Origin of the sequence: Burkholderia sp. Nafp2/4-1b (genome assembly GCF_003635165.1) — a bacterium.
Lineage (GTDB): Bacteria > Pseudomonadota > Gammaproteobacteria > Burkholderiales > Burkholderiaceae > Burkholderia.
In genome coordinates this window covers 40,055-62,973 of sequence record NZ_ML058599.1, presented here as the reverse complement: position 1 = coordinate 62,973, position 22,919 = coordinate 40,055, and the positions used below count along the sequence as shown (strand labels likewise).

General features: G+C 65.4%; 13 protein-coding genes and 1 pseudogene. 3 read left to right on the top strand and 11 right to left on the bottom strand.

From position 1 onward, the window contains the following. Nucleotides 1–12: 12 nt before the first annotated feature. The 6 genes and pseudogenes from wecC to C7H84_RS06760 form a co-directional block, all read right to left on the bottom strand. Nucleotides 13–1,244: pseudogene (gene wecC, locus C7H84_RS06785) on the bottom strand (UDP-N-acetyl-D-mannosamine dehydrogenase). Nucleotides 1,245–1,271: 27 nt separating this feature from the next. Then, nucleotides 1,272–2,450 (bottom strand): UDP-N-acetylglucosamine 2-epimerase (non-hydrolyzing), encoded by a 1,179-nt coding sequence (gene wecB, locus C7H84_RS06780; RefSeq protein ID WP_121858077.1) that lies wholly within the window; start codon nucleotides 2,448–2,450, stop codon nucleotides 1,272–1,274. Between the two features lie 19 nt (nucleotides 2,451–2,469). After that, the gene (locus tag C7H84_RS06775) at nucleotides 2,470–4,677 is read right to left on the bottom strand and encodes a polysaccharide biosynthesis tyrosine autokinase (RefSeq protein ID WP_346428373.1); all 2,208 of its coding nucleotides are present in this window, start codon (nucleotides 4,675–4,677) and stop codon (nucleotides 2,470–2,472) included. A 61-nt stretch (nucleotides 4,678–4,738) separates the two neighbouring features. Then, nucleotides 4,739–5,230: a low molecular weight protein-tyrosine-phosphatase gene (locus tag C7H84_RS06770; protein WP_162999226.1), complete on the bottom strand. Its 492-nt coding sequence runs from the start codon at nucleotides 5,228–5,230 to the stop codon at nucleotides 4,739–4,741. Continuing rightward, a complete protein-coding gene (locus tag C7H84_RS06765) occupies nucleotides 5,227–6,300 on the bottom strand; it encodes a polysaccharide biosynthesis/export family protein (protein WP_240461988.1) in 1,074 nt (357 codons plus the stop codon). The genes C7H84_RS06770 and C7H84_RS06765 overlap by 4 nt, the downstream gene beginning before the upstream one ends. A 182-nt stretch (nucleotides 6,301–6,482) precedes the next feature. Then, nucleotides 6,483–7,892 carry an undecaprenyl-phosphate glucose phosphotransferase gene (locus C7H84_RS06760; RefSeq protein ID WP_121858074.1) on the bottom strand — a complete coding sequence of 470 codons (1,410 nt, stop codon included), beginning with the start codon at nucleotides 7,890–7,892 and terminating at the stop codon, nucleotides 6,483–6,485. A gap of 705 nt (nucleotides 7,893–8,597) precedes the next feature. Between C7H84_RS06760 and C7H84_RS06755 the strand changes: the two genes are divergently transcribed. Together C7H84_RS06755 and C7H84_RS06750 are read left to right on the top strand one after the other, a co-directional pair. Continuing rightward, a complete protein-coding gene (locus C7H84_RS06755) occupies nucleotides 8,598–10,331 on the top strand; it encodes a ShlB/FhaC/HecB family hemolysin secretion/activation protein (protein ID WP_346428372.1) in 1,734 nt (577 codons plus the stop codon). A 147-nt stretch (nucleotides 10,332–10,478) separates the two neighbouring features. After that, the gene (locus C7H84_RS06750) at nucleotides 10,479–13,913 is read left to right on the top strand and encodes a GLUG motif-containing protein (RefSeq protein ID WP_121858073.1); all 3,435 of its coding nucleotides are present in this window, start codon (nucleotides 10,479–10,481) and stop codon (nucleotides 13,911–13,913) included. 161 nt (nucleotides 13,914–14,074) lie between these two features. Here the strand turns inward: C7H84_RS06750 and C7H84_RS06745 are convergent, their stop codons facing one another. The 3 genes from C7H84_RS06745 to C7H84_RS06735 all read right to left on the bottom strand — a co-directional run bounded on the left by C7H84_RS06745 (nucleotide 14,075) and on the right by C7H84_RS06735 (nucleotide 18,068). Then, nucleotides 14,075–16,561, bottom strand: coding sequence for a fimbria/pilus outer membrane usher protein (locus C7H84_RS06745; RefSeq protein WP_205611403.1), 2,487 nt, complete (start codon nucleotides 16,559–16,561; stop codon nucleotides 14,075–14,077). A gap of 122 nt (nucleotides 16,562–16,683) precedes the next feature. After that, on the bottom strand, nucleotides 16,684–17,448 hold the full coding sequence (locus tag C7H84_RS06740) for a fimbria/pilus periplasmic chaperone (protein ID WP_240461987.1): 765 nt from the start codon (nucleotides 17,446–17,448) through the stop codon (nucleotides 16,684–16,686). A 20-nt stretch (nucleotides 17,449–17,468) separates the two neighbouring features. Then, nucleotides 17,469–18,068 carry a fimbrial protein gene (locus C7H84_RS06735; RefSeq protein WP_240461986.1) on the bottom strand — a complete coding sequence of 200 codons (600 nt, stop codon included), beginning with the start codon at nucleotides 18,066–18,068 and terminating at the stop codon, nucleotides 17,469–17,471. Nucleotides 18,069–18,241: 173 nt separating this feature from the next. Between C7H84_RS06735 and C7H84_RS36255 the strand changes: the two genes are divergently transcribed. Then, a complete protein-coding gene (locus tag C7H84_RS36255; protein WP_162999224.1) occupies nucleotides 18,242–18,481 on the top strand; it encodes a hypothetical protein in 240 nt (79 codons plus the stop codon). 400 nt (nucleotides 18,482–18,881) lie between these two features. Here C7H84_RS36255 and C7H84_RS06730 read toward each other — a convergent pair whose 3' ends face one another. Together C7H84_RS06730 and C7H84_RS06725 are read right to left on the bottom strand one after the other, a co-directional pair. Further along, a complete protein-coding gene (locus tag C7H84_RS06730) occupies nucleotides 18,882–21,857 on the bottom strand; it encodes a hybrid sensor histidine kinase/response regulator (RefSeq protein ID WP_121858072.1) in 2,976 nt (991 codons plus the stop codon). A gap of 81 nt (nucleotides 21,858–21,938) precedes the next feature. Further along, nucleotides 21,939–22,598 (bottom strand): response regulator, encoded by a 660-nt coding sequence (locus tag C7H84_RS06725; RefSeq protein ID WP_121858071.1) that lies wholly within the window; start codon nucleotides 22,596–22,598, stop codon nucleotides 21,939–21,941. Nucleotides 22,599–22,919: the final 321 nt, after the last annotated feature.

Here is a 22,919-nt window from a genome sequence, read left to right as displayed (position 1 = left end):
GTATCGCACCCGTTACCCGTGCGCCAGCACGCCGCGCGTGTCGATCACGACCTTGGTCTGCAACCGCACGGCATCCATGCGCCGGAACGGCGTGTGATCGACGAGGATCACGATCACGTCCGCGTCGGCCAGCGCCGTGTTGAGCTCGCATAGCGTGGCCTTTCCTTCGAGTGACGCCGGCAGCGCATCGATATTCGGCTCGACGACCAGCAGCGTCGCGCCGGTGTTCTCTGCCAGCGCCTCGACGATCTCCATCGCCGGACTCTCGCGCAGATCGTCGATATCGGCCTTGAACGCCACACCCAGGCACGCGATCACCGGCTCGCAGCCCTTCGCACGCGCTCGTACACGAAGTGCGGCTTCTCGTCGTTCACGGTGCGCGCCGTGCGAATCAGGCGCGCGTGTTCCGGTGCCGAATCGACGATAAACCACGGATCGACCGCGATGCAATGCCCGCCCACACCCGGCCCCGGCTGGAGCACGCTGACCCGCGGATGGCGGTTTGCCAGCCGGATCAGTTCCCACACGTTGATGTCGAGCTGGTCGCAGATCACCGACAGTTCGTTCGCGAACGCGATGTTCACGTCGCGAAACGAGTTTTCGGTGAGCTTGCACATTTCGGCCGTGCGCGCGTCGGTCAGAATGCACTCGCCGCGCACGAATACCGCGTACAGCTCTTGCGCACGGGCGCCGCATTTGCGCGTCATGCCGCCGATCACGCGATCGTTTTCCACGAGTTCGCGCACCACGTGGCCCGGCAGCACGCGCTCCGGACAATGCGCGATACGGATGTCCGAGCGCTCGCCCGCGTGTTGCGGAAACGTGAGGTCCGGGCGCTGGGCCGCGAGCCACGCGGCCATCCTTTCGGTCGCACCGACCGGCGAAGTCGATTCCAGCACCACCAGATCGCCCTTCTTCAGCACCGGCGCAATCGACCGGCACGCGGCCTCGATGAAGCTCAGGTCCGGCTTGTTGCCGTCGGTAAACGGCGTCGGCACCGCGATCAGGAACGCATCCGCCGGTTCGGGCTTCGTCGCCGCACGCAGGTAGCCTTGCGCGACGGCCGCATGAACCAGCATGTCGAGTTCGGGCTCGACGATGTGGATCTGGCCGCGATTGATCGTGTCGACAGCGTGTTGCGACACATCGATGCCGATCACGCTTTTACGACGCGCGGCAAAGGCCGCCGCGGTGGGCAGGCCGATATAGCCCAGCCCGATGACGGAAACGGTTTCGAATGACATGAATGAAGTTCTCCAGACGTCGGGATTTCAGCAGAGGGAGCCGGGCAGGTACGCCGGCACCTGCGTAAGGATCGGCGGCGACACGAGCAGATCCGCGATCCGCTCGCTAGCGCGGCCGTCGCCATAAGGGTTGTGGGCGCGGCTCATCGCGCGATAGGCACCGCCGTCCTCCCACAGCTCGACCACCGCGCCGACGAGACGCTCGACCTCGGTACCGACCAGCCGGACCGTGCCGGCCGCGACGGCCTCCGGCCGCTCGGTCGTGTCGCGCATCACGAGCACCGGCTTGCCGAGCGACGGGGCCTCTTCCTGGATCCCGCCGGAGTCGGTCAGGATCAGCCACGCACGGCTCATCAGATACACGAACGGCAAATACTCCTGCGGTTCGATCAGCACCACGTTGCCGATGTCGCCGAGCAGTCGCGTGACGGGCTCGCGCACGTTCGGATTGAGGTGCATCGGATACACGATCCGGGATTCCGGATAGCGCTTCGCGACGGTCGCGATCGCCTCGCAGATCTGCTCGAATCCGCGGCCGAAGTTCTCCCGGCGATGGCCGGTGACGAGGATCATGCGCCGCTCGTCGTCGACGAACGGGAACCGCTCGCGCATCTGCCGCACCAGTGCGCTGTCGTGTTTCAGACGGTCGGTGACGGTCAGCAACGCGTCTATCACGGTATTGCCCGTCACGTGCACGCGTGAGGTCTCGACGCCTTCGGCCAGCAGGTTGGCCCGCGACGTTTCGGTCGGCGCGAAGTGATGCAGTGCGAGTGCGCCCGTCACCTTCCGGTTCGCCTCTTCCGGCCATGGCGAATAGAGATTGCCGGTGCGCAGGCCGGCTTCCACGTGACCGACCGGAATGCGCCGGTAATACGCCGCCAGTGTCGCGCCGAGCGTCGTGGTCGTATCGCCGTGCACGAGCACGAGGTCCGGCCGGAACGAATCGAACACCGGATCGAGCGCATTGAGGATGTGCGCGGTCAAACTGCCGAGCGTCTGCCCGGAGCGCATCAGGTCGAGATCGAAATCCGGCACGATGCCGAACAGGTCGAGCACCTGATCGAGCATCTGGCGATGCTGGGCCGTCACGCAGACGCCGCAGCGCACCCCTTCACGGGCCCGCAGCGCGTGAACGAGCGGCGCCATCTTGATGGCTTCCGGGCGGGTGCCGAAGGTAACGAGAATGTTTTCGTGGCGATGGGTCATCGGTTTCTCCGTCGGCGCATCACGCGCGCTGCGCCGCGGCCGTCGCGGCGGGGGTGGATCGGGCGTCGTCGTACGCGTATGCGCCGTAGTTGCCGTACTGGGCCGAGCGCAACCCCGGGCGGAAGCCGTTGAACACGACGTCGGTCGTGCGCGCGCCGACGCGGTCGATCCGCTTCGCCGATTCGAGCAGTTCGCCCGCGGTCGTCACGCCGGAACGCGCGACCAGCAGGATCGCGTCCGCATGTGCGGTCAGCACGATGGCGTCCGTCACGGGCAGCAGCGGCGGCGCATCGATCAACACGAAGTCGTAATCGCGCGATACGTGCGCCAGCAACGCCGCAAGCCGGTCCGACGACAGCAGTTCCACGGGCCGATCGGCGCGCGAGCCGGCGGACAGCAGGTCCACACCCGGCACGACCTCGCGAACGATCGCGTCGTCGGCGATCGCGCCGCCGCGAAGAACGGCAGACAGCCCGACATCCCCGCGCACCCCGACGCGCTTTGCCAGTTCGCCGCGACGCAGGTCGGCATCGATCAGCAGCACACGCTTGCCGGACTGGCCGAGCAATGCCGCCACGTTGGCCGACACGAACGATTTGCCGACGCCCGCGGACGGGCCGGTAACCAGCACGCGGTTGTGCTCGGGACGATCCATCAACTGGAACCGGAGTGCCGTGCACAGGCTGCGCAGCGCCTCGACCGCAGGCTCGTGGGGTTGCGCGAGCGACAGGAGCGAGGCCCCGCCGTCGACCGCCGCGCGCCGCACCAAGCGGCGTTGCGCGGGGCTTTGCGGAATCGTCGCGACCACGTCGAGGCGTGTATCGCGTTCGATCTCGGCCGGATCGGTAATACCGCCGACCAGCACGGCGCGGCCGACGACGGCGGACGTACCGAGCACGAACCCCACCAGCGCGGCAATCATCGTGATCAGCGCCGGTTTCGGTCGCACGGGCTCGTCCGGCACGATCGCGCGATCGATCACGCGCACATTGCCGATCTTGCTCGCGGTCGCGAGACGAAGCTGCTGGATGCTGTTCAGCAAGCCGACATAGATTTCGGTTTGCACCGTCACGTCGCGACGCAGACGCACGACGTTGCGCTGGGCGTCGGGCAAGCGCCGGATCGACTCGTCGACCGCGCCGATCTGCGCCCTGGCGGCGGCAATCTGCCGATCGAGCGCCACGCGTTCAGGGTGAGCTGGTGTAAGCGTCGATGCCAGCGCGAGTCGCTTTTGCTCGAGTTCGAACAGCGACGTCTGCACCGCTGTCGACTGCGTCAGCATTGCCTTCGCCTGCTCGGTCAGATCCACGATTTCATGGCGGGCCTGGTATGCGTTCAGACGGTCCTCGGCCGTACGCAACTGGTGCTCCACCGTCGGCACCCGGTCGCTCAGGAACGCCAGCGACTTCTCCGCAGTGGCCGCCTTGCGGTTCGCGTTCTGCTGCACGTAGTTGTCGGCGATCGCATTCAGCACGGCGGCCGCGCGCACCGGATCGCGGCTTTCGTACGACACGCCGATCACGCCCGACTGATCCTTGCCGCGATTCGCGATCGACAGTTTTTTCTGCAGCTCCGCGAGCACCGCGTGCTTCGAATCGGCCTGCACGACGAACTGCGCACCGGCCCGCGCGTCAATGCGCGCGACCTGCAGCATCACGTCACCGGCAGCCGTATTCACGCGCAGCGGTTCGCCGAGCACGCCGTCCACATCGGCATCGAGATCGGCGCCGGACAGCCGGTAGCGTCCGTCGCCCAGCGACGTGACGATGAACGTGTGCTGCTGAAATTCGCGCGGCACGTCGAACACCGGAATATCGATGTGTTCGCTGCCCCAGACGAAGCCGCCGATCCCGAACAGGCCGGGTGTCGACAGCCCGCGATTGAAGCGCGCGACCGCTGCGCCGACCACGGGCACGCGACGCGGTCGCGCGTCGATGTGCAGCCGCTGCATGTCGACGACCGGTTCGGTCACGAGCCGCGAGCGCAGGATCTCCATTTCGCCGTCGTCGGTCGACTTCACGTCGAACAACGCGCCGAGACCGCCGACGAGCCCGCCTTCCGCCATGCTGCGAAGATCGGATCCGCCGCTTTCCACCTGCACGGCAATGTCCGCCTTGTATACCGGCGCCGCGACCAGCGCATAGCCGGCACCGAGCGCCGCACATGTAGCGGTGATTGCGACGATGCGGCCTGCGTGCCCGATCAGCACGTCGAGAATGCCTCGCACGTCGATTTCGTCGGCGTCGCGTGAGAATGATCGGCTTGGGTTCGATGCGTTCATGTGAATCTCACTGCAAGGGTTCCGGTGCAGCCGCGCCGGTATCCGGATGTCGCGGCCATTTCTGATCGAGGCGGACGATTCGCGCGGCCCAATCGGCCACACCGTGCTCGATCAGCTTCATCGCGTGGTCGTAGACGTTGCGGCTTCGGCGATACGGATCCGGAACGTCGGCCTGGTACCGCTCGGCGAGGCGATACACGCGACCGCGCGTCGCCGGGTAGGCGCGCTGGATCAGGTCGCGCTGTGCGCTCTCCATGACGAGAATCAGGTCGGCCCAACGGCAGGTCCGGTCGTCGATGCGGCGAGCCCGATGCGCGGACGGATCGAAGCCGCGCCCGGTCAGCAACTCGCTCATTACCGGGTCGATCGCGGTCCCAACGATCGCCGCGATGCCGGCCGACTCGATCGTGCGACCCGGCAATTCGCGCGACATCAGCGCTTGCGCGGCCGGGCTGCGGCAGACGTTGCCGGTGCACACCACCAGGATCCGATTCATCATTTCGTGACGATCGCGGCGGTCAGGCCCGCGTTGATGGCCGGCAACAGTTGCGCAAGCACGCGGCCGAAGCGTGCAAGCTTCGTGCTGTCGACGTAGACGACGTCGTGCGGCTGCAGCTCGAACTGATTGGCAAGCACCATCGACACCGGCGAGCGGCCGTCCAGATGAAACACGTGCGCCTGCCGGTCCGCGCCGGCGCGGATCACGTAGGTTTGCCGTGCATCGGCCGTGCCCTGGTTCACGCTGCCCGCCTGCGACAGCGCGTCGGCCAGCGTCAGGCGGCCGTTGCGAAGCGGCAGCGCCGTCGTCGGCTTGTTGACTTCACCCATCACGTACACACCGAACTGATCGCGCGCGGCGACCTGAAGCAGATCGCCGTTGCGCAACACGATGCGCGACGGATCGGCCCGCTCGCGGATCAGCCCGGGCAGATCGATCGGATAGGCGGCGCCGGCGCGCACGAGCGTCATGCGGCTCTGGTCCGCATTGGCCGTGAAACCGCCCGCGCGCGTGACAGCCTCGAGCAGCGTCATCGGCGTGTCGTTGACCGGATGCGCGCCCGGCGTGCGAACTTCGCCGTCGATATAGACGCGATTCGCACGATACGAAGCGACGCGTACCGTCAACTGCGGCGCGATGAACCACTTCGCGAGCCGCGCGCGCAGCGCAGCCTGGATTTCGCTCGTGCTCATGCCCGCGACGTGCAGTTCGCCCACGTACGGAAACGTCAGATTGCCGGCCTGATCGACGATGAAGCCCGCCGGCGGGTCGGCCGGGCGCGCCTGCTGGTTGCCCGGATTGCCCAGTGCCGCGGCCAGCTCGGGGTGATCCCACACGGTGATCTGCAGCACATCGCCCGCATCGATCGCGTAAGGTTCCGGCACAGCAAAAAGTGCGGCGCGCGTGCGCTCAGACTGCGCGCGGACATCGCATCGCTGGGCCGCGATCAGCGCACCGTCGATCGTGTCGATCGGTACCGGCAGCGCTTCGCGCGACCCGGGCTCGCCGAGCGATGTCGCATCGATCCGATGCATCGACACACTCAGGCCGCCAGCGTCGGTTCGCGTCATGACATCGCCGGTCGGGCCGACATCCCGCGTGACGTTCATGTGCATCCCCGGCTCGACCGCGCACGCAGACAGCAGCACGACGGGCAAGACCGCCATAGCCGATTGCAAGCCCCGCGCCCATGAGCGCGACCATTTTTCAGTTTCCATTCCCGTTATCCCGACCGCGTGCGTCGACGCGTCATTCAATAAGCGTTGCGATGCGTGAATCCGCACAGAACCGTCGCCGCAACAATCCGCATATCCAGCGAGAACGACCAGTTGTTCAGGTAATAAAGGTCGTGCTCGACCCGCTTCTGCATCTTCTCGACGCGATCCGTCTCGCCGCGATGCCCGTTGACCTGGGCCCAGCCGGTGATGCCCGGCTTGATCCGGTAACGCTGGATGTAGCCGTCGACGAGATGCTGGTAGAAGCGGTCATGCTCCACCGCATGCGGACGCGGGCCGACCACCGACATGTCGCCTTTCAGCACGTTGAAGAACTGCGGCAGCTCGTCGAGGCTGGTCCGCCGCAGCAGCCGGCCGATGCGCGTGATGCGCGGGTCGCCGCGCGTCGCCTGACGCACGTCGCCCGATGCGCTCGCGTCGTGAATGCGCATCGTTCTGAACTTGTAGATCGTGAAGATGCGTCCATACGCACCGCGTCGTTGCTGGCGAAACAGCACCGGCCCCGGCGACGACAGCTTCACGGCGATCGCGATGAGCGCCATCAGTGGCGCGATCGCAATCAGCGCGAGACCGGCGAACACACGATCGAAAACCGCCTTGGCGGCCAGCGCGCGCACCGACAGCGGCGCGCCGACGAGATCGAGCGCGCGGCCGGGTGCCGTCCGGCGCGGCTGCAGCGGCGTCACACCCGTCAGATCCGGCATGAAGCGGATATCGACGAGATCGTTGTCGAACGCGCGAACGATCGCGCCGACGCGATCGGCTTCCGACAGCGGCAGCACGATCCAGATCTCCGCGACGCGCGCTCGCCGCACGCAGTCGACGAACCGGCCCAGATCGACATGCACTTCCAGCGTGCCCGCATCGATCGCCGGTGCATCGGACATGTCGAAGATCGCGGCCACCTGGAACGGCGGCGCCGCGGCGCGCGCATCGCGGCTCGCCAGCGCCAGGCATCGTTCGCGATGCCCGACGAGCGCGACCGGCTTGCGCCTGGCATCACGCGCCGCCATATGGACGCCGAGCCATTGCCGCAACGCGTGCGACACGACGAGCGCGACCGCCGACAACGCGAACCAGCCGATCACCCAGCCGGGGGCTGCTGCACTGGAATGCCATTCGAGCGCCGTGACGGCCATCACGCCGACGCACACGGCGACGGCAAGTCCGGCCGGCACCCGCCACATGCGACGCCACGGCGTGCGGTGCGCGAAATTGCCGTACACGCCGATCAACGGAAGCAGGACGAGCGCACATGCGATCGAAATGGCGATCAGCACCGCATCGCCGGCCGAATACGACGAACTGTCGAACCAGCGCTTTGCTGCCCATGCGGTCGCGACGAGCAGGCCGCAATCCGCCAGCCGGAACCAGGAAAACCTCCCGCTAACAACGGGCGCGTAGCGAACAGAGTCGAACGAATGCATATCTGAGCGATCACCCGTCGAAATCGAACGGCGTCAGGACGGCGGCATGCGTTTACGCGATGCGGCCGTGCCGACACGTGTCGATTGTCAGATCGACGAAGGGTCTTATCCTGTTATTTAGCAATACGGATTGTTATTTATGGCGAATGACCTGCAGAAACGTCATAAATATTTAAATATCGGATTTGCGCGATGCGATTTGGCGCGACAAGAGCAACAGACTCATCTCATGCGCTTCCATCACACCTCGTATCAAAGCGATGCGAGTCCGTATACTGCCATCGAGAAAACCGGTTTTTAATCGGACATGTCCTAAAGAAATTGGGATTAGTGCGCGTTATGTCCTATTCCACGATGAGGCCGCGCCCCTACTCAAAGAACCGATCGTGGTCAAGCGGCTGCAGGATCGGCCCATTGCCGTGCGTCGTCGTTGCATGATTGCGTTTCATCTCGATTCGACGGAGCCGCGCACAACGCCAGCGCGTCTCGTCCCAAAAATCGTGCAAGACAGAGCGATTTCGTCCATGCGCTCGTACTTGTTCAATATCCACGCCATCGCGCCTTTCGTAATATCCCCTGCATTCCAAACCAATCCTTGGCAATTCATAGGATTGGTCCGCAATTCATTCTCCAGGGCACGATATTCAATTGATCCGTCGTACGCAATCGCCGGCGGTTGCCGACTCGCCGGCAGCAGTCTTCAGCGTGGCGAGACAGCCGCCGACGTCGCATGCCGTCTGTTCCCGCAGTGCTGCCCTGCCGAGCGCAACGCAAGCCGTGCACGCGCTCGGCCGCCGCACGCGATGCATCGCTGCTGCGCTGCTGCTGCCCGGCGTCGGTGTCGCGCAGGCACAGGTGCCCAGCGCAGGGCAATCGATGCGCGACATCGAAGCGGTCCGTCCGTCGCTGCCGGCCGCCACGCGTCCGGACATCGACATCGCGCCCGCCGATTCCATGCCGGCCGCGGCAGACGACACCGGCCCGCGCGTCGCGGTCCGCGCGTTCGTCGTCGAAGGCAACACGACGATTCCGGCGGAACGGCTCGAAGCGTTGCTCGCCGATCTCCTCGGTCGCGATCTCGGCTTCGGCGAGCTCCAGCAGGCGGCGCACCGGATCACGGCCTACTATCGCGAGCACGGCTACGTCCTCGCCCGTGCGTATCTGCCGCGGCAGGACATCGACGACGGCGTCGTGCGCATCGCCGTCGTCGAGGGCCGCTACGGGAAAATCGAACTGCACAACCGCACCCGCGTGTTCGATCGCGCGCTGCGCCAGCCGCTTGCCGCGCTGCATCCCGGCGACATTGCTCATGGCGCGAGCCTCGAGCGCAGTCTGATGCTGCTCGACGACATGCCCGGTGTCGACGCGAAAGGCACGTTGCGGCCCGGCAGCGATCCGGGCACGACCGATCTCGTGATCGACGCGCAACGCAGCCCGTTCGCCACCGGTTCGATCGAATTCGACAACTTCGGCGATGCGTTGACGGGCCGCTACCGCGCAACGGGCAGCGTCGACGTCAACGCGCCGCTGCGCGTCGGCGACCGCTTCTCGCTGCGCGGGCTGACCAGCAATACGCACCAGCGCTATTACCGCGCCGCCTATCAGTTGCCGGTCGGTCCCGCGTCGACACGCATCGGCGTCGCCTATTCCGACATGAACTTCCGGGTCGGCGGCAGCCTGAAGGATCTCGACTATCACGGCAGCGCCGACGTCCGGTCGGCGTTCGTCACGCAACCGCTGATACGCAGCCGCCGCGCCAGCCTCAGTGCCCAACTCACGTACGACAACAAACACCTGCGCGACAGCTACGGCTATTTCGACGTCGACAACGACAAGCGCATCGACCTGTGGACGGTCGGCGTGAGCGGCAACAGCCAGGACAGCCTGGGCGGCGCCGGCCGGAACGGCTTCTCGGTCACGGTCGGCACCGGCCGCCTGGGCGGCAATGACCGACTCGACACGAATTCCATCACGCACACGCACGGCCGCTTCACGAAGCTGAACGTGAACGCGCTACGGCTGCAGGCGCTCGGCACCCGGTTTCAGCTCTATACGCAGTTCAGCGCGCAACTGTCGTCGCGCAATCTCGACGCATCCGAAAAATTCAGCCTCGGCGGCCCTTACGGCGTGCGTGCGTATGCGCTCGGTGCCGGCAACGGCGACCAGGGCTGGCAAGCCAGCATGGAGCTGCGCTATCTCGCCGCGCCCGGGTGGCAGTTCAGCACGTTCGCCGACACGGGGCGCGTCCAGCTCTCCCGGCAACCGTGGTCCCGCGAGCGCAACACGGTGCAGCTGTCGTCGCTCGGCATCGGTGCGAGCTGGTTCGGCACGCGCCATCAGATCAACCTGAGTGCCGCGCTGCCGCTGGGCCCGGCGTTTTCGGTCGCATCGGCGACACGCTCGCCGAGCGTCTGGTTGCAGGCTGCCACGTACTTCTGAGCGGCCTACAACGGACGATCCCGGTTCGCGCCGGATCGTCCGCATCATCGGAAGCGGAAACCCGTTCGCATCCGAATACGTGTCTTCCTAAGGTTTACTGATCATTTGGAAGACATCATCCTTAACCATAGAGAGCGATAACAAACGATGAACAAGACCTACGCACTGGTCTGGAATCAGACCCAGGGTTGCTGGAGCGCAGTTGGGGAAACCGCGCGCCGCCGCGGCAAATCGGCGGGCGGCAAGCGCGTTGTCGCCGCGGCCGCTGTCTCGCTGCTCGGCTTCGCGGCGCTGCCCGCATTCGCGCTGCCTACCGGCGAAAACATCATGCACGGCAGCGCCGACATCCTCCGCGACGCGGACGGCAAGTCGATGTCGATCAATCAGCATACCGACAAGCTCGTCACCAACTGGCAGGACTTCAGCGTCGCCGGCGGCGAACGCGTGTCGTTCCACCAGCCCGGCAGTCAATCCATCGCGCTGAACCGCGTGATCGGCAACAACGGCAGCCAAATCCACGGCAACATCGACGCGAACGGCAAGGTGTTCCTCGTGAACCCGAACGGCGTGCTGTTCGGCTCCGGCGCGCAAATCAACGTCGGCGGTCTCGTCGCGTCGACGCAGAACCTCAGCGACGCCGACTTCCTCGCCGGCAACTATCGCTTCGAGGGCAACTCGAACGCGTCGATCGTCAACGACGGCCGCATCAACGCAGCCGACGGCGGCAGCGTCGCGCTGCTCGGCGCGCGCGTGTCGAACAACGGCGTGATCCAGGCGAAGATGGGCCGCGTCGCGCTCGGCGCCGGCAACGCGTTCAAGGTCAACTTCGACGGCAGCGATCTGCTCAGCCTGCAGGTCGACGAGGGCGCAGTGGACGCACAGGCGACCAACGGCGGTCTGCTGAAGGCCGACGGCGGCGAGGTGCTGATGTCCGCGCGGGCGGCCGGCAACCTGCTCAATGCGGTGGTCAACAACACCGGCACGATCGAGGCGAAGGGGCTCTCGGGCCGCGGCGGCAAGATCACGCTCGACGGCGGCACCGTCAACGTCGCCGGCAAGCTGGATGCGAGCGGCGATGCAGCCGGCACGGTGCTCACGCGCGGCGAGCGCGTGAACGTCGCGGCCGACACGCAGGTCGACACGCGCGCAGGCAACACGGCCGGCACATGGACGATCGAGGCGGCCAACGCCGGCGTGAACGCCCAACACGGCGACCTTTCCATCGGCGCCGACACGTTGTCGCGCAGCCTCGATACCACCAACGTCGCGCTGACGAACACGCGTAGCAACCTGACCGTCGACGGTCCCGTCGCGTGGAACAGCGACCGCGCGCTGACGCTCACCGCGCAGCACGGTGACGTCGAACTGAAGCAGGCGCTGTCGGCTGCCGGCGATAACGCCAGTGTCGTCGTCAATGCCGCCGACAAGATCCGCGTGAACGATGCGATCAAGCTGACCGGCAACAACGCGCACCTCGAACTCAATTCGACGAACGGCCACACGTTCGCGGGCGATCAGGCCGCGGTCACGCTGTCCGGCGACAACGCGTCGTATCGCTCGAACGGCGAAGACTACAAGGTGCTGCATACGATTGACGACCTGCGCAATGTCGACGCGAACCTGAAGGGCCGCTACGTGGTCGGCAACACGATCGACGGCAAGCTTGCCGGGTTCCGCAGCATCGGCGGCAACGGCGCATTCTCGGGTGTGTTCGACGGCCTCGGCAATGCGATCAGCAACCTGAGCGTATCGAATCCCGGCTCGACCACGGTCGGCCTGTTCAGCCAGAATGCCGGCCGCATCGCGAACCTCGCGTTGCGCAACGTCGTGGCAAACGCAGTGGGGCAGCGCTACGGTAGCCCGGTTCTCGTCGGTGCACTCGCCGGCGTCAACACCGGCACGATCTCGAACGTGACGGCGCACGACGTAACCGTCTCGGCACAGGGGCGCACGATCATCGGGGGCCTCGTCGGCGGCAACTACGGCGGCACGATCGAGCACACGACGGTATCCGGCAGCGTGCGTGGCGATCGCGACGCACTGGCGATCGGCGGTCTCGCGGGCGAGAACATGACGCGGTTGAACCAGCCGCCGGTCTCGGCGATGATTCGCGACAGCCATGCCGACGTACAGGTCACCGCCGAGGCCGATGGTCCGGCAGGCGGCCTCGTCGGGCGCAACACCGGAACGATCGAGCGCTCGTCGAGCGCCGGCAGCCTGACCGCGTCGGGTGATGCCGCGATGGTCGGCGGCCTCGTCGGACTCAACCTCGAGCGCGGCATCATCACCCACTCGTCGTCTTCGGCATCCGCGACCGTCACCGCACGGCACAACGCGGTCGCCGGCGGTCTCGTGGGCACCAACCTCGGCGCCATCGAAGCGTCGCGCGCCACCGGGAAAGTATCGGCCGGCGACGGCTCGACCGCAGGCGGCCTCGTCGGCCTGAACTTCGGCTCGATCGAGTCGTCCGCGGCCGACGGCGACGTCGTGGCCGCGCAATCCGGCACGCTGGGCGGGCTCGTCGGCTCGAACCACGGCCGGATCCGCGATTCGCAGGCAAACGGTCACGTTTCGGCGGGCGATTCGACCTGGGCAGCCGGCGGGCTCGTGGGCGTCAACGCGGGTGAAATCGATGCATCGACCGCGACCGGTGACGTCGTCGTCGGCTCGAACAGCGCGGCCGGCGGCTTCGTCGGACGCAACGACGGCACCGGACGCATCCATGCGTCGAAGGCGACCGGCAACGTGACCGCGTTGAGCGATTCGAAGGTCGGTGGCTTCGCGGGCGTGAACGACGGTTTCGTCGAAACGTCCCGGGCGCTCGGCAGGGTCCAAGCCGGCGGCGCCAGCATCGCAGGCGGCTTCGTTGGCACCAATAGCACCGGCACGATCAAAGCCTCCAGCGCTTCCGGCGACGTGGTTGCCAGCGACGGCGGCACGGTTGGCGGCTTCGCGGGCTTCAACGCCGGCAACATCGCCTCGTCGACGGCCACCGGCAACGTCACCGCCCGCTATGCGAGCAACGCAGGCGGCTTCGCGGGCCAGAACACCGGTGTGATCTTCGAGGCCGAAGCAAGCGGCAACGTGTCGGCCGGCCATTCGAGCGCGGCAGGCGGCCTGGTCGGGCGCAATCGAGGGCGTGTCATCGCATCGCGAGCCAGCGGCTTCGTGAAGGCCGGCGATAATTCCATGGTCGGTGGCCTGGTCGGCGCCAACCAGGGCGGCTCCGTGTTGATGTCGAGCGCGTCGGGGAATGCCGAGGGCGGCACGAACTCCAACGTCGGCGGTCTCGTCGGCCAACTGACGGGCACCGTCGACCAGTCGAACGCGACGGGCTCGGCGAAGGGCGGCGACTTCAGCTTCGTCGGCGGCCTCGTCGGCAATAACGGTGGCGTGGTCACCGCGTCGTCGTCGGGCGGCACGGTTTCCGGCGGCCGGTTTGCGCGGCTCGGCGGTCTCGCCGGCGGGAACTTCGGTCGCTTCTTCGGTTCGTCGACCACCAGCCGGATCGACGTCACCGCTGGCTACAACCAGTTCCACGGTTCGCTGGTCGGTACGAACTACGGGCAAGTGAAGCCGTAAGCGTCACCGGCGTGGCGTCCGGCGTATTCGGTTCGTACCGATGGCCGGACGCCATCACGTGTCGCCAGCGGCATGACGCATAACCAGTGGCGTATGAGCCACCGGACAAAAGGCCGCCCGACCGGGGATACCGGGCGGGCGGCCTTTCGAATTTTCAGGGTTTAGCGATCCGCCAGCCTGCAGCGCATTGCCACGCGGTCGTATGCGACCGTTTTCCTCTGCTCCGGCAGCACGTAGTTGCCTTCGCACGAACCCTCGCTCCAGCGAATCGACATGCGGCCCTCATCCTTGACGCCAAACACGAGTACGCGCGACGCGTTGTCGACCATGCCGAGCACCTTGTCGTTCTCGTCATAAGCGGTCGCCCCGAACGGAACCTTGCCGCCCGTGCTCGTCGTCACGTCGAACTGAACGCGACGGCCCGTCTCCGCGGCGAAGCGTGCCTTGACGATCGCACCCCGCGTCGGCACCACCGACTTCGTGTTGTCGGTCAGGTCCGTGTCGAAGCCGAGGCTTTCCGTGTCGACGTTCAGCCAGTTGAAGCGATACGGTTGTGCATACGGCACGATCGCGAAGCCGCGGCGGTCGGTGCTGATGCTCGCCGACGAGAAGCGTGCACCGCGTACACCCGGCACTTCGACAATCGCGAAGGTTTCGCCCACCGTCTGACCCAACGTGATGCCACCGCTGTGCGCGACGATAGAACCCGCCGCACCGACGTCCACGTGCTTCCCGTGCCCCGACTGGTTGTAGTTCGACGTCAGTTTGGCCATCGGCGTATCCCAGCCAAGGCCCACGCCGCCCGAGCCGCCCGAATCCTTGCGGTAATCGCCTTGTACCGAATAGTTGACGGTGTTGGAATCGTTCATGAACCCGCTCACGCCCGCCTGCACGTTGACATCGCCGCCCGTCGAAGCCACCGTGTTCGCGAACGCGCGATGCGAACGCGCGCCGCCGCCGATCGGGATGCTGACCGATGCGGAAAACTGGGTGTCCGCTCGGCCGAATGCGCCGGTATCCCGCGTATGTGCAATCGAAACGCTGTAGCTGAGCTTCTTCAGCGCACCGCTGTAGCCGAACTGGATGTTGCGGCTCGAGCCGCCGCGGTTCCAGTAGCTCGTGTCGCCAACGCTCGCATACAGCGACCCGCTCGTGCCAAGCGACTGGTTGATGTTCAAGTCGATGCGGCTCTTCTGCCGACGATACCCGCTCCCCCACTGGCGATCGAGATCGTCGACGTGCTGGCTGAGCGTGCGATAGCCGTCGGTCGAGTAGCGATAGCCGACCATCGTGAAGGTCGTTTCGGTGGCCGACAGTGTTTTCGAATACAGGAAGCGGAGACTCTGCCCGCTCGCCTTGCGGCCCGACGCGTTCGACTGGCTGTGCGTGACGTCGAACGAAACCCCGCCGAACGGTGAGTTGTAGCCGACGCCCAGCGCAATCGCCGCGTAGCGTTCGGCGCCGATGAAGCCACCGTATCCGGTCAGGTTGTCGGATACCCCGTAGACCAGCGAGCCTTGTGCGAACTTGGGACGAGACTGGCCGAAGCCACGATATTGACCTGCCGAAAACGCGTAGCGCATCGTGCCGCGACGAATCATGACGGGCAGATACGAATACGATTGCCGGAAGGTACGCACGCTCCCGTCGGACTCGATGATCTTGATCTCGAGGTCGCCGTTCGAGCCGCTCGGGTAAATGTCGCGGAACTCGAATGCGCCGGGCGTTACCGACGCCGAGTAAATCACGTAGCCGTTCTGACGGACCTCGACCACCGCATTGCTTTGCGCGATGCCGCGCACGACCGGCGCATAGCCGACATCGTTGTCCGGCAGCATCCCGGTGTCGGAACTGACCTGCACGCCGAGGAAACGCACGCTGTCGAAGATCTCGCTGGACGAATACACCTCGCCCGCGGCAACTCGACCCTTGATGCCTTTCAGGTCGCGCTCGACATAGCTGCGGTTGGCACTGAATTCGGATGGCGAACCGCGCCGCCACGACAGCGACGACTCGTTGCGCAACCGCCAGGCACCGATGTTCACGCCGTTGCGCAGCCCGAGATACCCATAGTCGCTGCGATACCCGGAATCCGTATCGTGGCTGAAGTTCGCCTGATAGTTCGAATAGGCCGCAACGACGCCCTCGTCCCACAGCGACGGATCGACGACGCTGCGTGACTGCCCCGGCGCATAAATCTGCGGGACGCTGACATCGACGGTCAGCGTGCCGACGTCGAAACTCGACGACGCGCCCTCGACCAGCACGTCGAGATCGACGATCGCGTTGTCGTCGAGCGCCGCTTCCAGCTTGTGCTCGCGCTCGAGGCGCTTTACGTCCACGCCGAGCGACTTGAGCAAGCCATAGGTAATCACGGGCCGGACTTCGCCCGATGCATCCGCCTTGAACAAGATCGACTCGCGCTTCGCGCGCCGCTGGTTCAACGAGACGTCGACGTCGTACACGCCGGGTGCGACCGAACTGCCGCGCTCGAAATAAGTGAGTTCGACGGGCCCGTCCCCCTTCTTCAGGAACATCTCATTGAACTCTGCCGCATGACCGGCAACTGGTGCAATGACGGCGCCGAGCGCCATCAGACATGACGTGCGCTGGCAAGCTTCGGCCATTTTCTTGACGGTGGTGTTCATGTCCTTGAATGCGTGCCCCTCTCACTCGGTCGAGCTACCGGAAATGCGCGCCTCTCTCCTTCATTAGTAGAACGTATTGACGTATCTCGAATAACTCAGACCGCTCGCGCGCGCCCGGCGCGTTACTTCGACAAGTCGGCCTGCCTGTCGACGGTTGCGCCGAAGTCGTTGATCGAGCTGAATTCCACCGTGGCATTCGCCGGCAGCGCCTGCCCCGTGAGCTCCTTCACTGCAAGCCGTTTCACGGATTTGGGCGCAACCATTTCGGTCACGATCGGGTAGGTGTTCGTACCGGCCTTGACGCGTGCGTGACCGAGCGAAACGAAGTAAGGCGTGTCGTTGATGACATCCAGCGCAGGTTTGCCGCCGTCGCCGCTCCACCGCCACTTCAACTGGGCGGGTGCCTGGTCGGGCTCGCCGGGCAGATCGGCAGGCCGATAAAAAAGCTTGATACGTTGACGCACCGCGATCTGCAGCGAGTTGTCACCCTTCGCGCGTTGCGGAATTTCCTGCACGCTCAACCAGAACACGGACTCACGATCGGCCGGGAGCCCTTCACCCGCGTAGAAAATCCGCAGGATCTGCTGCTTGTCGCCACCCAATCGACTCAACGACGGCGTGATCGCAAACGGCAGATCGCCCTTTTTTTCATCCGGCGATTCGAGCCACGACTGGATCATCACGTCGTCTTTCGCCTGATTCTTGACGACCACGGACACTTCCTTGCTCGTCGCGGGATAGACGACGCGCGTGCCGGACAAGGAAACGCCGGCATGCAATGGCGCCGACAAAAACAACATCGAGCTGGCCGCGACCAGCCCGGCAATGAGGGATTTCGTCATTTGGATTTGAACCTGCAGGCGGCGGCGAAGCGGCGTGCCCGCCATTTCGCCGCTCGATGGGGGATTTACTCGTACGTCAGCGTGAACGGCAGCGTGCCGTTCGCCGAACCGGCCACGACCTTTTCGCTGTTGGCGACATAGCCGGCACGCATGCTGATTGAAGCGGTGTAAATCGGTGCCCCGGCCGTGCCGCCCTTGACCAGCGGTGCATCGACCGTTTCGTTCGCCGCCAAGTTCACCAGCTGGTTGTTAGCGTCGTAGATGCCGATGCCGACGCCCTTCGCCGTACCCGAGATCTTCAGCAGGCGGTTGTTCGCGGCGTCGACGCCCGAGCCGCCCTTCGGGTCGAACTTCATCTTGACGAGCGTCAGGTCGGTTGCGGTGTTGCCGCAATTGAGGTTCAGGTTGATCGACGTGCCGCTCGCGACGCCACCACCGGCCGTGCCGCCGATCGAGTCCGCGCTGACCTTGCCGAGGTTGACGTCGATGGTCTGCTTGCCCTTTTCACCCGTCACACCCGTGCCGGCGCCACCCGTGATCGTGCACGATGCCGCGGTGATGGTGCCGGTGAAATTGATCGTGCCGTCCGCCGCCATGGCCGAACCTGCCGCGAACATGCCCGCGACTGCTGCGAAAGCGAGAATCTTGTTATTGAAAGTCGTCACTATCTTCTCCAGTTTTGATCAAAATTAAGAACACCTTATCGAGTAGCTGAGACCTCGCGAAAGGCGGGATGAATGATGACAACTTATCGAGATTCGGTATCTAGGTTTAGAACGATATTCACTCATCAATTGACCGTACTGGAACGAATAACCATCACCTCGGAATCGAGCAATTGATTCGCGAATGGGCTTTCCGGATCGGAATTTCACAAATTTATATAATTCAACCAATCATTGCTGGACGGATCCGCGAAAGCCGCGCATGGGCGAGCCGCGGGCCGTCACGACAAGCAATGTCGGTGGTTGGCGGCAATCACAGTCAGAGCATCGCGGCCCTGCTCGACCCGGATCGGATCATCATGTTGAGACACGGGCATGCCGCCGATATGGTCAGCCCGATTATTTTTCAGTAGTACCGGACTAAAACCATTGATAAAAATCATTTTTCGCAATAGATCAAATGAATTGATGCGACAACGCATAATTCAATTGTTATTTTCCAATCGATCCGCGAACCCATGCGACCGGTCCTAAATTAAAATCCGGCAACGCGCATCTCGTCGGGCCGATTCGTCCGGACGCCTACGTCAAGGATTGGAAGAACCGCAACTTCCGTGAGGTTCGATTTGCCGTGTCGACGGGCTGCGTCGCCATCGTCGCGTTGACTGGGTGAGCCCCGGTTCCTGCTAGGATTTCGACAGATCAATCTTCAGTGCGCGGGGAGGGGGACCCGAGGCGCGACAACGCGGACGTTACCCGATCAGGATCAGGACCCGCGCCGCCCGCGCCTGCCCGGTTCGCACCGGGAGCTGCTTAGCGATCGACGGCGCGTGCGATCTCGTCCCGGAACGCCGGCCAGCGATCCCTGAGCGCGTCGGTTCCGCCCTCATTGACGATTCCTTCCATCGCGGCACACGCGTCCCGCGCCGCCGTGTCGCCGGCCAGCGCGAAGCCGCCGCGCAACGAATGCAGCTCGATCCGGACCGGATCGATTGCATCGAGCGACAGCGCGTCGTCAATCACGGCCAGCGAGCGCTGCGTCGCCGTACGCAGCGCGTCGCGCATCTCGTCCGTCATGACGGGCGTGGCGCTCGCCATCGCCGGATCGGCTCCCGCCGCCAGCTCGCGTTGGCCGTGCCGGCGCAGCACCGCATCGAGTGCCGCGATCGACAGCGGCTTGAGCACCACCTCCGCAGCGCCCACCTCCGCGCACCGTCGCCGATCCTCATCGGTCGCATGCGCGGTCATCGCGATCACCGGCACCGTCGCGCCCTGCTCGCGCAGGAAATTTGCGAGCGCGAAGCCGTCGAGCTTCGGCATGCCGAGGTCGGTCAGCACCACGTCGAACGGCTGCGCGAAGTACGCGCGCATCGCCTCGATGCCGTTCGTCACGATCGTCGCATCGTAGTGCAACGCATCGAGCTGATCGCGCAGCAACGCGCGGCTTGCCGGGTGATCTTCCGCCACGAGCACGCGCAGCGGCGCGTCGTCGTCGGCCACCTGCACCGGCAGCGCGGCCGCCGGCGCGTCGTCGAACGCGGCGCGCCACCCCGACGGCGCCTCCGCCAGCGGCAGCGCCGCGACGAACGTCGTGCCCGCGCCGGGCCGGCTGTCGACCGTCAGCGCGCCGCCCATCAAGCGTGCGAGACGTCCGCAGAGCGGCAGCCCCAGCCCGGTTCCGCCGAAGCGCCGGTAGATCGACGGATCCGTCTGCACATAAACGTCGAACAGCGTCGGCAACGCTTCCGGCGGAATGCCGATCCCGGTGTCGCGCACCGAAATGTCGACGCCGTCGGCTGGGCCGGCGGGGGCCGGATGCGCGTCGATAGTCACGCTGCCGCGCTCGGTGAACTTGATCGCGTTGCTGACGAGGTTCGACACGATCTGGCGCAGGCGGGTCGGATCGCCGACATAACCGTCGGCCAGCTCCGGCGCGATCCGGCATTCGAATACGAGCTGCTTCGCGTCGGCGAGCGGACGAAAGATCGCCGCGACGTCGCGCAGCATCGCACGCAGGTCGAACGGAATGGCCTCGAGCACCATCTGGTTGGACTCGACCTTCGACAGATCGAGCACGTCGTTGATCATGCGCAGCAACGCGTCCGACGACGAGATCACCGTCGCCAGCCGTCGTCGCTCGTCGGCCGGCAACGGCGCGCGCTCCATCAGCTCGAGGTTGCCGACGATCGCGTTCAGCGGCGTGCGGATCTCGTGGCTCATCGTCGCGAGGAAGGTCGACTTCGCCTTGTTGGCATCGTCCGCGGCCTCTCGTGCCTCGCGCAGCTTGTCCTCGGCCAGCTTGCGCGCAGTGATGTCGGTGAGCGTGCAGAGCAGCACGTCGACGCCGCGAAAACGCGTACGGACGATCTGCGCGGCGAGATAGGTCGTGCCGCCGTCGGCGCGTTCGACCGGCAGTTCGTGCGTGACGACGCGCGGCGCCCTCCCGCCCGCGATACTGCCTTGATAGGCCTGCCAGATGCGCTTGCCGAGCGGCGGCGCCGTTCCGGTGTCGCCATAGGCCTGGGCGGCTTCATTGCGCACCATGGTTTCGCCGTTCGCGAGCGACAGCAGCATGAGTCCGGCCGGCGCCGTGCGGATCAGCGTGCGGTTCAGCGCCTCGCTTTCGATCAACCGGATGGCGCGACGGTTTGCGGGACGCAGCGCACGCCGATCGAACATGACCACACCCACCCACAGCAACGCGATGGCGGTCACTGCCAACCCCAACGCGGCGCTTGTGCCGGCAAGCGTGGCCTTCACGACGCTGCGCCATGAAAAGGTCGTCATCATCACCAGGCGCGACTCCGGCAAGCGGTCGCTTACGACGAAGTGCATGCCGACTCGCCGCACGACCACGTGCTCGCCGAACGGGGCGTGCGCATTGCTCAACCCCTGATCGATCATGGCCCGGTCGCGCAGACGCCCGAACACGATATTGTTGCGCGCATCGACCACCGCCGTGTCCTCGTCGCTCGATTGCGGTGCCATGATCTTGTCGACCTCGTACCCGGCATTGATGACGAGCCACCCTAACGGTCGACCGTTCGCGTCGTCCAGCCGCCGCGCGAACCGGATGATCGAGCGCCCGATCACCGGATCGAAGCGTCGGTCGATCGTGAAAACGCCGTTTGGCTTCCGGATCTGTGCGCCTGTCGGGATCAACGCGGAAATCAACGACGGCAGGCTGCCGCCGCTCCGCAGCCCGAGCGACTGCGCACGCGCGACGAGCCGCGCTCCAAGCACACCGAGAAAGTTGCCGTCCAGACCAATCAGATAGCCGCCGAGCGGTTCGTCGCCGGGTAGATCGGTCGGTGGCGTAATCGAATCACGTTGATCGATCAGCGCCGCCAGATAGCGCCCATACGACGCGGCCGGGCGCTCCGCGGTAATCTCGGCCAGGACGAGAAACTGCTCGACGCCACCGGTGTCGGACACGGTTAGCGTGCCGCGTCCGTCGTCGAGGTTCCTGAGAACGGCCGGCGCGACCTCGACGTCGCGTCTCCACGACTGTTCGACCCCGTTGCCATGGACCGACAGCATTTCGTCCACCTTCCGGAGACTTGCGTAAAATCGCGTCTCCCGCTGAAGAAACGCCGAACGCACCTGCGCCAGGTAATCGTGCACCTCGAGCCACGCGACAAGCACCGTGCAAACCAGAATGAACGCCGTGATGGCCGCGCCGCTGCCGTACAGCATCGTCTGCTGCTGGCGCCGCACGCGCCCCGGCTCGAACGGCTTGCGGCCCGCGGCGGCGGCATGCGCGATCAGCGTTTTCAGTTTGGTGGGCATACGTGTCGGCGAAATCGTCTCGGCGCCGGGACGGCGTCATGCGCCGCGCGGTTCACTGGGTACGCCCCGCCGCGTGCCCGCCTATGCATCGGCCGCAGGCAAGTCGGGCAACTGGCCCTCGCTCGCATAGCGGATCAGGTCCGCGTCGCGGACGACGCCGAGCTTCTTCATCGCACTCGACTTCTGCGAGCTGATCGTCTGCTTGCTGCGATGCAGCTGGACGGCGATCTCGCCGACCGTCAGGCCGGCACCGTAAAGCCGTACGACTTCGATCTCGCGGGCGGTCAGCGTGCGGGTGCCGGCCGACGGCTGGCAGTCTTCCAGCAGCTTCTTGACGAACGGAGACAGGTAGCTTGCACCGACGAAGGCCGCATGAACCGCGCCGACCAGGTGCGAGATCGCATCGGATTTGCTCAGGATGCACCCGACGCCCTGCTTCTGGATCGCAAGCAGCACGCTCGGGTTGTCGATCATCGTGATCGTCACGAGACGCAGCGCCGGATAGCGCCGCTGAAGGAACGACAGCAGCGACAGGCCGTCGCCGTACTTGCCGCCCGGCATCACGTAATCGACGACGAGCACGTCGCTTTGCTGCTCGTCGAGCAGCGCCACCAGATCGGTCGAATTCGAGACAGTCCCGAGCAGCTTGATCGTGCTGCTGCCCGCGAGTGCCTGCGACATCCCGAGCGCGGACGAAGGATGATCGTCCGCGACCATCACCCGCACAAAAAATTCATCCATCTCTATTCTTCTCCCGATACACGCGGCCCGACGTGCCATGTTGTGCGACGCGCCAGGATTCGAGGTGATCCCGCAACACGGTTACGTTGCGGTGTTCAGCGACCCAGGCGGTGCGCAGCGTAATTTTAAGATAATAGGCGGGTTCTGCGTCGCGGTGGTGCACTCCGGCATGGCTGCCTGCGCCCGCACCGATCCGATCCAATCGCATCCGCGCCGGGCGGCGCACCCGAGCGCGGTGTTGCCGCATGAACCTGCACTGATCCGACGCCCACGCGCGAGCGATCGGCGGCGCCCCCACGCCACCGATCGCTCGCGTCCCGC